This is a genomic window from Variovorax sp. PBL-H6, from assembly GCF_901827155.1.
Taxonomy (GTDB): Bacteria; Pseudomonadota; Gammaproteobacteria; order Burkholderiales; family Burkholderiaceae_C; genus Variovorax.
In genome coordinates, this window is sequence record NZ_LR594659.1 from 4609509 (window position 1) to 4622087 (window position 12579).

The window sequence follows — 12579 nt, forward strand, 5'->3', positions numbered from 1 at the left end:
ATCCTGGCCGTGCTTCTCGTCGTCGACCTGATCGCCTTCGGCCTGTGGAGCCTGCCCGCGCTGCGAAGCGCCGAGTGGTCGACGCCCAGCCTGCTGCTGTTCGCCGGCGCAGCGGTCTGCATCGTGTGGGTCGGCTACTGGATCGTCTACAGCCGCACCCGGCTCGAAGGCGACGTGCTGACGCAGACCTGGATCTGGAACCGGCGAGCGGACGCGGGCAAGGTCACGCAGCTCAAGCTGGTGCATTGGCGCTGGGTCGACCGCATCGTCGCGCCGCGGCTGCTGGTGCGGCAAGGCCCCACGGTCACCTGGTTCCACTCTTCCGATGCGCGGTTGTTGACTGGGTTTGCCGAACGGGTGGCTGAGCGGATGGCTCTGGACAGAGGCGCGTCTTCAGCGCAACGGCCAGGCTGAGGCGCCGATCGTTGCACTTACCAGTCCCCTGAAGGCGCAAGCGGCCCGACGTCGACATGAGCGTTGGGATAAGGATCGTAAGGGTCATGGTACGGCGGCGGAGAAGGAGACTCCGTCGGGCGGCCGTAGAACAATGGCGGTGGCGGCGGGAGGTGCGGGCTATCGACCTGCGCCTCCCTATATACCTGCAGGCCGAAAGCATTGAACGTGGTGACCATCCTGAGGCCGACGTCGAGATACTCGATCCGCATCCGGCTGCCGTCATCGTTGAAAACATCGGCAGTGGACTCATAGCCCCACGTGGTGAAATGCTGTTCGACCCTGCTCCACGGCTTCGTATTGTCCTGGTCGTAGTCGCAGCGTATGCGCGTCATGTTGTCCATGAAAACGGTGGCTTCATCCTCACGCCCCCAGGCGTCGAAATGGGACATCACGCGCGTCCAGTCTTGCGTGCCGTCCTGGTCATAGTCGTATCGGTCACGCGTCCCGTCGTCCATGGACATGTCGGCAAAGTCTTCGCGCCCCCTCGCGTCGAAATGCGACACAACCGCACTCCAACTCTGGCTGCCCACTTGATCGTAGTCGTGGCGCTCGCGGCTGCCGTTGTCCAGGTACAGATCGGCGTAGTCCTCGCGGCCCCAGGCATCGAAACGGGATTCGACCCGACTCCAGGCCTGTGAGCCGTCCTGGTCGTAGTCGTACCAGTTGCGGCTTCCGTCGTCGAGAGTGATGCTTGCCCAATCTTCGCGTCCCCACGCGTCGGTGCGGTTCTGCCAGATACTGTCGCCACGCTCGTTGTTCTGGTCGTAGTCGGTCCAGTCACGGCTACCGTCATCCTGGGTCACATAGGTCCAGTCAAGACGGCCTTGGGCATCTGTGTGGGACTGTGAGATGCTGTCCGCGCGCGCGCCGGTCTGGTCATAGTCCGCCCAGTCGCAGCTGCCGTCATCCTGGGTGACATAGGTCCAGTCGAGAAGGCCCTGGCTATCCGTATGGGACTGCGAGATGCTGTCCGCGCGCACGCCGGTCTGGTCATAGTCCGTCCAGTCGCGGCTGCCATCGTCCTGGCTGACATAGGTCCAGTCCAGGCGGCCTTGGGCGTCCATGTGACTCTGTGAGATGCTGTCCGCGCGCGCGCCGGTCTGGTCATAGTCCGCCCAGTCCACGCTGCCGTCATCCAAAGTGGCGTAAGTCCAATCGGTACGGCCTTGAGCATCCATGTGCGTCTGCCATGTGCGGTCGCCGCGGACATTGGTCTGGTCGTAGTCGATCGAGTCCACGCTGCCGTCATCCTGGGTCACGTAGGTCCAATCGGCGCGGCCTTGGGCGTCGAAGTGCGTCTGCGATGCGCGGTCAGCGCGGACGTTGGTTTGGTCGTAGTCAGTCGAGTCCACACTGTCGTCATCCTGGGTCACGTAGACCCAATCGGTGCGGCCTTGGGCGTCGACGTGCGTCTGCGATGTGCGGTCGCCGCGAACATTGGTCTGGTCGTAGTCGGTCGAGTCCACACTGCCATCGTCCTGGATCACGTAAGTCGAGTCGGTGCGGCCTTGGGCGTCAATGCACGTCTGCGATGTCCTGTCGCCGCGGGCGTTGGTTTGGTCGTAGTCGTAAACGATCCGGCTGCCGTCGTCGATGAAAGTAGTGGCGTAGTCCTCGCGACCCTGGGCGTCGAAGCGCGACTCGATGCGGCTCCAGAGTCGCGTGCCGTTCTGGTCGTAGTCGGTCGTGTCGCGGGTGCCGTCGTCGCGACGTACGTCGATCGAATCTATGCGGCCCTGAACGTCGTAGGTGGTGACGCGGGTGCCGTAGCCGGCATCGTTGTGCGCTCCATCGGTCTCGATGACCTGGATCAGGCGACCGGAGGAGTCATAGTCTCGGATGACCTCGTCGCTGGTGTAGTTGGCCACGTAGTTCGAGGGCAATGAGCCCTGCGCATGCTCGGCCACATAGCTTGCGAGCGCCGTGCCGGAATAGCCCATCGCCCTGCCGCTCAGCTCCGCGTCCATCAGGTTTGCGTAGATGGTACCTTCCTGTGTGCGCATGTGGTACTCGGTAGGTGTCATCTCGCCGGAATCGCGCAGCGAGCGCAACGTCTGCAGGTCGGCATACCAGCCGGCCGCTTCGGCCCTCATCATCAGTTCGACAGAAGCGGCCGCACGCCCTGCGCCCGTTAACGCGGGGTGGTAGGTGGCGGGGCTGGTATCGCGAAGGCGGTAGGCTTCGTCGTACCAGTTCTGGCTGGCGTTGTGCTGGACCTCGTGGACCGTGAGGCCCATGCGGGTGGATGCACCGATGGAGGTAGCCCAGGCCGCAGCTTGGATGACAACAGCGTGGCCATCGACTGTTGTGGTGCGGTTGACGAACCAGTCTTGATCGAGTTGGACGGCGAACTTGCCGCCACGGCGCACGAAAAGATCCGAGTCACGACCAGAGTCATACATCGCCGCGGCCCGGTTCTCCTCAAGTCTGGCGTGACTGACCAGCTCAAATACAGCATCACCTCGACTGACCATTGCACTGACCTGTGCGTTGGCGTAAGTATCTCGGTTGAGTGCATTCACAAAGTTCTGTAGCGCCGTCAAATCCGCTCCCTCAGCAGACTTGATTCGATCGAAGATCAGGTCACTCGTGGTAAATGCGGTCATCTTTGTACTCCCTAAGCATGAACAAATTGCCTATCGAAATGCTGTCTAAACAACCGCCGCGGCCGAGATGGAAGCTCACGCTCCCGCTGCTCTTGTGCGGCGCGCGAAACTCTGCGGTGTAGGGGCGTCCATCATGTGGGCCGGTTGGCGGAACGCCCGGTGGCAATGTCCACTCTCGCAACTGCGCATGGACGTCCTGTGGCCGATACCTGAATGGCTTTCCCCAGTACGCCTCCAGCAGGCGCGACGGATAACACATGATTCCGGGATCATCGCGGCTTTGCGCGTAGCCCAACTCGATCGTCATGCTCCAGGTGCCGGACTCCTTGTATTCAAAGTAAGCCAAGCGTCCTTTCCAGAAGGTGCCTGTCAATGGCCCCTCCTTGACAAACGGTTCAACCAGAATTCGATCGCCCCGGCTGTTTGATGTTGGCTTCGAGACGATCAGCCTCGCACCCAATGTCTTCTCGATCGACTCTCTGTTGAGGATCAGCCCAGGCACCTCATGCAAGTGCCTGGCAGCATCGATCATTTGCTGGAGTTCAAGAGGTAATTCAGTTGCGATGCTCCTGCCCTCGAAAGTCGCAGCTCCCGACGCCGGCGTTTCAACACCAGGCGGCCCGATTGCTTGACCCCAAGCGTCCGGAGCAAGCGCGGTTGCTCCTGCCGCAGCCAGCACACGCAGAATCCGCGATGGCCCGAGCCAGTTCACCTCATGCCCCCTTGCCCGACAAGATTGCTGCAACGCCCTCCGATCCCTGAGTCCATTTGATTCTTCCCCTGACATCGACAAAGTGGGCGATGCTCTCGCAATTCCTGCTCCGCGCATAGATGACAAATGTCCCTCCCAAACCCTCGTTGTCCTTCTATCTAAGCAAAGCAATGAGCTCTGTCCTCTTGCACACGCCCACGCGCGCATAAACCTTCGCCAGCTGATTGCGAACGCTCTTTTCGGTGATCCCCCCGATCGACTGCGCGATGCCCTTGTTGCTCTTGCCGGCGGCCAGTTGCCGCACGATTTCCTTTTGCCTCGGCGTCAATCCATCGAGCCCACTCGCCACTGCAGGCAGCGTCAGCGCGATGTGGGACAGCATCAGGTCATTGAGCACCGGCGCAATCAGCGTCAGCGCTTCGAGGTGCCAGTCGCCCAGCGGCTCCCTGACGCCAGCAAAGCCGAAATAGATTCCCGCATTGGCCTTGACGTTGAGCACACCGTGCCCCGCCACATTGCCGAAGCCGAAGCGCTCGATCTCGTCGAGCTCGAAGGCGCTTGCATGCTCGGATGGATTCTTCGGGTTGATGTGGAAGGGTTGCCGGCTCGAGAACCACCACCTCAAGGACCCGCGCTGGTTCAGCTCGAAGGTGGTCGGAAGCTGACGCAGGTAAGCATCGTCGTGGCCTGTGGCAAGCATGTGCGTGACATTGAGTTGCCCCGCAACGAGCTCTCCGTGCCCGAGCACGACACCCTTGAACGGGAAGAACTTTCGCAGCGGCCCTTCGAGCCATGCAGTCAGGCTGTCGGCCGAAGCGAGCGGATGGGTCACGGCGGTGACCCAGGCTTTCAGATCATTCTTTGTGAGATGTTGCATCGATCGACTCCCTGTCTCCTGCCTCACCGTTCCCGCATGCTTCGCCGAATCCCATCGAGCACCGGATCGAACAGATAGCGCCACGCACTGCGCTCCCCCGTGGGAATGAACACCTCTGCCTGCATGCCGGGCGACAGCACCAGCGGCTGGCCCGCCAGCTTGCTGGCAGCCTGCAGCGCTTCCTGACTCACGGTGACATGCGCGACGTAGTAGGGCGCACCTGGGTTGGCCGAACGAGGATCGGTCACCCGGTCGGCGCCCACATAGCTGAGCAGCCCCTCGACCTGCGGCGTGGCGCGGGCGCGGTACGCGGTGAGCATCACGTGCGCAACGCCCGTGTTGGCCTGCACACGCTGCACGTCACGGATATCGGCCGGCGCGATGCGCGCCTCGATGATCAGCTCCGAGCCGGTGGGCACGATGTCCATCACCGGCTCGCGCGGCCCGATGGCGGCGCCGACGGTGTGTGCCTTCAGGTCCACCACTTCTCCGGCGACCGGCGCCACGAGCCGCTGCCGCGTCTGTGCATCGAGCGCCGGGCGCAGCGCCTGTTCGATCTGCGCGAGTTGGGCGGTTACGTCTTTCAGCTCGTCGGCCGCGGCTCGCGCGAATTCCGTCTTCTGCGCCGAGAGCTTGAGACGGATGTCCGCCTCCTTCTGGCGCGCCTGTGCCATTTGGCCCTGGCTGGCCTGCACGCGGGCGCGGTAGTCGACCACGACGCGCTGCAGTTCGCTCAGTCTCGCGTCGCTGATGAATCCATCGGCCTTGAGCTTCTCGTTGGCGGCAAGGTCGCTCTGGGCGAGTTTCGAGGCCGACTCGGTCGTGGCGATCAGTTCGCCCTGGGTCGCGATCTCGCGCTGGATCTGCGACAGCTGCTCGCTCAGCCAACGCGCCTGCTCGGCCTGCTGGTGGGCACGGGCGACAAACAGTCCCTGCTCGCGCTGGGCGAGCACCGTCCACTGCGGCAGGTCGCCCATCTCGCCGCTTGCAGCGATGCGCTCGTCCAGAGCCTTGAGGTCCGGCGCGAACCGATTGCCGGCGGTCTCGGCTTCGAGCCGCTGCGCCTTCAGCATGCTCATCATCCACTGCTCGCGCAGCGCCTGTGCGCCAGCAGCCACGCGCTCATCGGCCAGGGTGATGAGCGGCTGGCCCTGCACGACCCGATCGCCGTCCTTCACGTGGATGGCGGCGACGATGCCGCCTTCGGCATGCTGCACAGTCTTGCGGTTGCCCACCGACTTGACCGTGCCCTCTGCGACCACAGCGGCGGCCAGTGGCGCCAGCGCCGCCCAGGCGCTCAGCGCAAGGATGCCGAGCAAGGTACCGCACAGGCCCGCGCGCAGGGCGCGGCGCATTTCCTGCTGCCAGGGTGGCGAAGGGGTGTGATCGGCGCTCATGTCCGGTCCCCCTGCTTCGCCAACATGGCCTGGTTGCGCTTGATCATCCATTGCCGCACCTGCTCGCGCGGACCGAACTGCTCGACCGTACCCTGGCCCAGCATCAGCACATGGCTGGCCAGGCCGATCAGGTGTGGACGGTGGGTGATCACCACAACCGTGGTTCCCTGTCGGTGCAGACCGTGGAGGCAGCGCTCCAGGGCTGCCTCACCATCGGCGTCGAGATGACTGTTGGGTTCGTCGAGGATGACCAAGCTCGGCTCGCCGGAGCCCGGCGTGGCGTAGATTGCGCGGGCCAAGGCGATGCGCTGGCGCTGGCCGCCCGAGAGGGCCTGCGCCCCGGGATCGTGGCCGAGAAGCGTGTCGTAACCCTTGAGTAGCGAAGTGATCAGCTCATGGGCTCCGGCGCGTTTCGCGGCCTTGATCACGGCCTCGCTTTGTTCGGGCGTGAGGGGCTTGGTCGGCTGCCACAGGCGAGCGATGTTGTGGGCCACGCTGCCGCTGTGCAATTGCACATCCTGTGGCAAGTAGCCGGTGGCCTGGCCGCGGGCCTGTGGGCTGTATTGATGCAGCGCGGCGCCATCGAGCGCCACCTCACCCTGGCTGGCTGCCTGCACGCCGGCCAATACGCGCGCCAGGGTGCTCTTGCCGCTGCCGCTGTCTCCCAGCACGGCGAGCAGCGCACCCGAAGGCAACTCGAAGTCGAGGTTGTGCAGGATGCTGGCCACATCGCACGAGGGCCTGACGCCCAGATGCGCGATGCGCAGCTCGCCGCGGCTGGGCGGCAGGACGGTTTCCGGCAAGAGACTGGCGGCCCGACCCTGGGATGCCAAGCCATGGCGCAGCCGAGCCCATGCCTTTCGAGCTTCCAGTTGCTGCTTCCAGCTGCCGATCAGCACTTCCAGCGGCATCAAGCCCTTGCCGAGCAGGATGCTGCCCGCGATCATCACGCCGCCAGTGGCCCGGTCGTGGAGCACCAGCCATGCACCGGTGGCAAGCATCGCCAACTGCAAGACCTGGCGCAGCAGCTTGCCCCAGCCCTTGAGGCTGTGGCCCGGAAGATCGGCGGCAAGCTGCGCGCTCGATGCGCGGTCCTTGATGGTGCCCAGCGCTGCGCCCACCTGGCCTTGTTGGCCATGCGCTTGCAGTACTTCGGCGAAGTCTGCGATCTCGCTGGTTCTGCGCTGCGCCTGCGTCCGGGCCTGCCCGGCCAAGTCCACGGCGCCTCGCAATCGCCATTCGGTGAGCCAGGCCAGCCCGATGAGCATCAGCGTTCCGGCCAGCGCCACGGCGCCCAGCAATGGATGGAAGGCGGCGATGACAAGCAGGTAGATCAGGCTCCAGGGCAGGTCGATCGCCGCAAGGAGCGCCGGGCCGCCGACGAATCCCCTCAGCGATGCGACGTCCCGCCACAGTTGCTCGGCCATCGCGCCCGCCTGCGAAGCAGGAACATGAAGCATCAACGGGATCAGCGCGCGCGTCAGCCGTGCTTCCAACCCCGCCGCGCATGCCGCATGCCAGCGCACGCGCGAGGTGTCGGTCATCCACCATGCTGCCAGCGACAGCGCCGCGGCGGCCAGCAGCATGAGCAGGGTTTCGCTGCTTCGGCTGGTCAACACCCGGTCGTAGATCTGTAGCGTGATGAGGGTCGGGATCAGCAGCAGCAGGTGAACCACGGAGCTGGCAAGAAGCGCACCCGCGATGCCATGCGATACCGGCCAGGAAACGACGGGGTCGAACAGCGTTGACCGATCGGCCCTCACGTTGCGCTCTGGTTTTCGTGGCGGTGCGCCAATGCGGGGAACGGCAGCACGCACGGCGGCCCCCGCTTCATTTTTCTTGTCCATTCCGTCCCTTGAATCTGCGTGCGACCACGCGGCCGCGCGTGATTCTGCGAGAAAAAAGGCCAGATGAACCTGATGAATTCTGACGTCTTGGAACAGAGGAGCCCGGACTTGCACCAAGGCTCGCCGATGCTGCGTGCCCAAGAAAAAAGCCCCGCCATCACTGGCGGGGCTTTTCGCTTCAGGATCAGGAAACGGATTACCCGATCACAGCTTCTGCTGCTGCATGAATCGATCGAAGGTGCCTTCGGTAAAGCGGAACCAGGCGTTCTGGTCGGCCAGGAACTTGGCCCAGTCGCCGTAGATCTTCTTCCACTCCGGGTTGGTGTTGTTCAGCTCGGAGTAGATCTGCTGGGCCGACTTGAAGGCGGCGTTCATCACGTCGTGCGTGAAGGGCTTGAGCACCGTGCCCGAGCCGACCAGCTGCTTCAGTGCAATGGGATTGCGCGCGTCGTACTTCGCGGTCATCGTGATGTTGGCCTGCGCGGCCGCCGCTTCGACGATGGCCTTGTACTCGGCCGAGAGGCCTTCCCAGGCCTTGGTGTTGATGTAGAAGTCCAGCTGCGGGCCGCCTTCCCACCACCCGGGGTAGTAGTAGAACTTCGCGACCTTGTTGAAGCCCAGCTTCTGGTCGTCGTAAGGGCCGACCCATTCGAGCGCGTCCAGCGTGCCCTTCTCGAGCGCAGGGTACAGGTCGGCGCCGGGGATGGACTGCGGGATCATGCCGAAGGGCTCGAGCACCCTGCCCGCAAAGGGGTTGGTGCGGAACTTCAGGCCCTTCAGGTCGGCGACCGACTTGATCTCCTTGCGGAACCAGCCGCCCATCTGCGCGCCCGTGTTGCCACCGGGCAGGTTGAAGATGTTGTACTTGGCGTAGAAGGCACGCATCAGCTTGAGGCCGTTGCCTTCGTACATCCAGGCGTTCATCTGTCGCGTGTTCATGCCGAAGGGCACCGCGCAGCCGAGGCAGAAGGTCGGGTCCTTGCCGTAGAAGTAGTACGGCGCGGTATGCGCCATCTCGACCGAGGCGTTCTGCACACCATCCACCACGCCGAAAGCCGGCATGAGCTCGCCGCCCGCATGCACGGAGATCTGGAATTTGCCGCTGGTTGCGTCGCTCACCTGCTTGGCGAACACCTCGGCCGTTCCGTAGATTGTGTCCAGCGACTTGGGAAAGCTCGAGGCCAGGCGCCAGCGCACCGCCGCCTGCGCGTGGACTGCGGGCGCGATGCCGGCAGCGAGGACGCCGGCGATGCCTGCGTTTTTGATAAGGGAACGACGATCCATTTGAGGTTGACTCCGAGTACTTGGAAAAAACAAGAACGCGGCTCGTGGCCGCGTTGCCGACTTTGCTGTCGAGGCAGCAAGATTGTAAAAAGTGCTTACATGGCCCCGGGTCGGGTTTTCCCTGCGGGCTCGCTCGCGCCGAAGCGCTCGCGTATCGATTGCTCGATGCCGGCCGCGTCGAGGCCGATGCTCGCGAGCAGCTTGCCCGGATCGCCGTGCTCGATGAAGCGGTCGGGCAGCCCGAGCTGCAGCACTGGCCGCTGCACATCGGCCGCCTGCAGCGCCTCGATGACCGCACTGCCCGCGCCGCCCATGACGGCGCCTTCCTCGAGGGTCACGATGCACTCGTGCGTGGCCACGGTCTTCAGCAGCAGCTCGACGTCGAGCGGCTTGACCCAGCGCATGTTGAGCACGGTTGCATCGAGCGCCTCGGCGGCCTTGAGCGCCGGGTACAGCAACGTGCCGAAGACCACGATCGCGATGCGCTGGCCCGAGCGGCGCAGCTCGCCCTTGCCGAAGGGCAGCGCGTCCAGCCCCGGCGGGGTCGCGACGCCGGCGCCAGCGCCGCGCGGATAGCGCACAGCCACCGGATGATCCTGCGCGAAGGCGGTGGAGAGCAGCTGCCTGCACTCGGCCTCGTCGGCCGGGCAGGCGAGGCTCATGTTGGGGATGCAGCGGATGAAGGCGACGTCATAGGCGCCCGCGTGGGTGGCGCCGTCGGCACCCACCAGTCCCGCGCGGTCGAGCGCGAAGACGACCGGCAGGTTCTGGATCGCCACGTCGTGGATCATCTGGTCGTAGGCGCGCTGCAGGAAGGTCGAGTAGATCGCGACCACCGGCTTGAGTCCTTCGCAGGCCAGGCCCGCGGCGAAGGTGACGGCGTGCTGCTCGGCGATGCCGACGTCGAAGTAACGCTCGGGGAAGCGCTGCTCGAACTCGACCAGGCCCGAGCCCTCGCGCATCGCCGGCGTGATGCCGACCAGTCGCTTGTCGTGTGCCGCCATGTCGCACAGCCATTGACCGAAGACCTGCGTGAAGGTCTGCTTGGGCGCGGTGGCGGGCTTGACCAGGCCGATGGCCGGATCGAACTTGGCGGGCCCGTGGTAAGCGACCGGGTCGGCCTCCGCCAGCTTGTAGCCCTGCCCCTTCTTCGTGACCACGTGCAGGAACTGCGGGCCCTGCAGGTGCTTGAGGTTCTCGAGCGTGGGCACCAGCGAGTCGAGGTCGTGTCCGTCGATCGGGCCCACATAGTTGAAGCCGAACTGCTCGAAGAGCGTGGCCGGCACCACCATGCCCTTGGCATGCTGCTCGAGCCGCTTGGCCAGTTCGAAGAGCGGCGGCGCGGCGCGCAGCACGCTCTTGCCCACGTTCTTGGCAGCGGCGTAGAAATTGCCGCTCATCAACTGCGCAAGATAGCGGTTGAGCGCACCAACGGGCGGGCTGATCGACATGTCGTTGTCGTTCAGGATCACCAGCAGCTTGCAGTCGTCGTACACGCCCGCGTTGTTGAGCGCCTCGAAGGCCATGCCGGCGGTCATCGCGCCGTCGCCGATGATCGCGACCGCGTGCCGGTCCTCGCCCTTCTGCCTGGCCGCCAATGCCATGCCGAGCGCAGCCGAGATGCTGGTGGAGGAATGCGCGGTGCCGAAGGTGTCGTACTCGCTTTCGCTGCGCTGCGGAAAGCCGGAGATGCCGCCGATCTGGCGCAGGCTGGGCATGCGCTCGCGCCGGCCGGTGAGGATCTTGTGCGGATAGGTCTGGTGGCCCACGTCCCACACCAGCCGGTCGTGAGGCGTGTTGAACACGTGGTGCAGCGCCACCGTGAGCTCGACCGTGCCGAGGTTCGAGCTCAGGTGACCGCCGGTACGCGAGACGTTGTCGAGCACGCAGCTGCGCACCTCGTCGGCCAGCTGCTTGAGCTGCCCGCGGTCGAAATGACGCAGAGCGGAGGGATCGTGGAGGGTGGGGAGCAGCGGGGCCATGGGTTTGTAGTTCTCTATCGATCGCGGTCCACGACCATGTAGGCCAGCGCGCGCAACGCGCCGGTATCGGCCAGCCCACTGCGCTCGAGCGCCTGCAGCGCGTCGACCAGCAGCTCGCGCGCCTGCGCACGCGCGCCGTCGAGGCCGAGCAGCGAAACATACGTGGGCTTGTCGCTCGCCGCGTCCTTGCCCGCGGTCTTGCCGAGGGTCTGCGAGTCGGCCGTGACGTCGAGGATGTCGTCCACCACCTGGAAGGCCAGGCCGATCGCGGCGCCGTAGGCACGCAGCGCATCGAGCGCCTGGGCATCGATGCTGCCGCAGGCGGCGCCCATCTCGACGCTGCCCTGCAGCAGGGCGCCGGTCTTCAGGCGATGCATCTCGCGCAGTTCGGCCTCGTCGAGCGCGAGGCCGACGCTGGCCAGGTCGATTGCCTGGCCGCCGGCCATGCCTTGGCTGCCGGCCGCGCGCGCCAGCAGGCGGCACAGCCGGGCCTGCACCGCGGGCGCGATGCCTTCGTCTTCGGGCGTGAGCAGCTCGAAAGCCAGGGCCTGCAAGGCATCGCCGGCCAGCAGCGCATCGGCCTCGCCGAACTTCACATGCACGGTGGGCTTGCCACGGCGCAGCACGTCGTTGTCCATGCAGGGCAGGTCGTCGTGCACGAGCGAATAGGCATGGATCAGCTCGGCCGCACAGGCGGCGCGCAGCGCGGCCTCGGCCTGGCCGCCCACCGACTCGCTGGCGGCGAAGACCAGCAACGGCCGCAGCCGCTTGCCGCCGTCGAGCACGGCGTAGCGCATCGCATCGCCCAACAGGACCGGCGCATCGACGCCTACCCACCGCGACAGCGCGGCCTCGACATGCGCGAGCAGCGGTTCGCTCCACGCCGCAAGGCGCTGTGCGTCCCAGCGCGGGGTATCGGCGGCCCTCATTCGGCGTTCCAGACCTTCAGGCCGTTTGCATCGAGCACCTTGATCTGATCTTCGACTGCCTGCAGCTTGTCGCGGCAAAAGGCCAGCAGCGCGGCGCCCCGCTGGTAGCTGCCGAGCAGTTGGTCGAGCGGCAGTTGCCCCGATTCGAGCTCGGCCACCAGTTGTTCGAGCTCCTGAAGCCCGGCTTCGTAGGTTGCGGGCAGGGTCCCGGCATCGGGAGCGGAGGAAGAAGCTGGCGGGGACGGAGGGGACACCTTGGGCATGCAGCGACGGGGGTGAAACGAGGCATTTTAGGGCGCAGGGCATCATGGCCCGCCGCTCGGCGCCACCACCAGGCTACCCAGGCCCTTCCCGACAGAGGGCAAAACAGCAGCATGCGTATTTTTCCCGGGGTACAATCACCCGCTCTCGCGCCGGCCCCAGCCGGCGATTTTCTTCGGGCCGCCCACCCTCAGCGGCAGCTCGTTTTGGTTCTTTCCTCCCTGTGGG

Annotated in this window: 10 protein-coding genes; 1 reads left to right on the plus strand and 9 read right to left on the minus strand. The window is 65.2% G+C overall.

Going from position 1 to position 12579, the window contains the following annotated elements; all coding sequences use genetic code 11:
- Positions 1–9 precede the first annotated feature (9 nt).
- Positions 10–414 (plus strand): hypothetical protein, encoded by a 405-nt coding sequence (locus tag G3W89_RS21830; protein WP_232076674.1) that lies wholly within the window; start codon positions 10–12, stop codon positions 412–414.
- Between the two features lie 17 nt (positions 415–431).
- Here the strand turns inward: G3W89_RS21830 and G3W89_RS21835 are convergent, their stop codons facing one another.
- The 9 genes from G3W89_RS21835 to xseB form a co-directional block, all read right to left on the minus strand.
- Positions 432–3062 (minus strand): hypothetical protein, encoded by a 2631-nt coding sequence (locus tag G3W89_RS21835; RefSeq protein ID WP_162576137.1) that lies wholly within the window; start codon positions 3060–3062, stop codon positions 432–434.
- Positions 3040–3594, minus strand: coding sequence for a hypothetical protein (locus tag G3W89_RS21840; protein ID WP_162576138.1), 555 nt, complete (start codon positions 3592–3594; stop codon positions 3040–3042). The genes G3W89_RS21835 and G3W89_RS21840 overlap by 23 nt, the downstream gene beginning before the upstream one ends.
- Positions 3595–3928: 334 nt before the next feature.
- Positions 3929–4651, minus strand: coding sequence for a helix-turn-helix transcriptional regulator (locus G3W89_RS21845; protein WP_162576139.1), 723 nt, complete (start codon positions 4649–4651; stop codon positions 3929–3931).
- A 23-nt stretch (positions 4652–4674) separates the two neighbouring features.
- Positions 4675–6048: an HlyD family type I secretion periplasmic adaptor subunit gene (locus G3W89_RS21850; RefSeq protein WP_162576140.1), complete on the minus strand. Its 1374-nt coding sequence runs from the start codon at positions 6046–6048 to the stop codon at positions 4675–4677.
- Positions 6045–7895 (minus strand): type I secretion system permease/ATPase, encoded by a 1851-nt coding sequence (locus G3W89_RS21855; protein ID WP_162576141.1) that lies wholly within the window; start codon positions 7893–7895, stop codon positions 6045–6047. The genes G3W89_RS21850 and G3W89_RS21855 overlap by 4 nt, the downstream gene beginning before the upstream one ends.
- A gap of 204 nt (positions 7896–8099) precedes the next feature.
- A complete protein-coding gene (locus tag G3W89_RS21860) occupies positions 8100–9179 on the minus strand; it encodes a TRAP transporter substrate-binding protein (RefSeq protein WP_162576142.1) in 1080 nt (359 codons plus the stop codon).
- Between the two features lie 95 nt (positions 9180–9274).
- Positions 9275–11161, minus strand: a complete 1887-nt coding sequence (gene dxs, locus G3W89_RS21865; protein WP_162576143.1) for a 1-deoxy-D-xylulose-5-phosphate synthase — start codon at positions 11159–11161, stop codon at positions 9275–9277.
- Positions 11162–11175: 14 nt separating this feature from the next.
- Positions 11176–12090, minus strand: coding sequence for a polyprenyl synthetase family protein (locus tag G3W89_RS21870; RefSeq protein WP_162576144.1), 915 nt, complete (start codon positions 12088–12090; stop codon positions 11176–11178).
- Positions 12087–12353 carry an exodeoxyribonuclease VII small subunit gene (gene xseB, locus G3W89_RS21875; protein ID WP_162576145.1) on the minus strand — a complete coding sequence of 89 codons (267 nt, stop codon included), beginning with the start codon at positions 12351–12353 and terminating at the stop codon, positions 12087–12089. Before xseB ends, G3W89_RS21870 begins: the two co-directional genes overlap by 4 nt.
- Between the last annotated feature and the right edge of the window lie 226 nt (positions 12354–12579).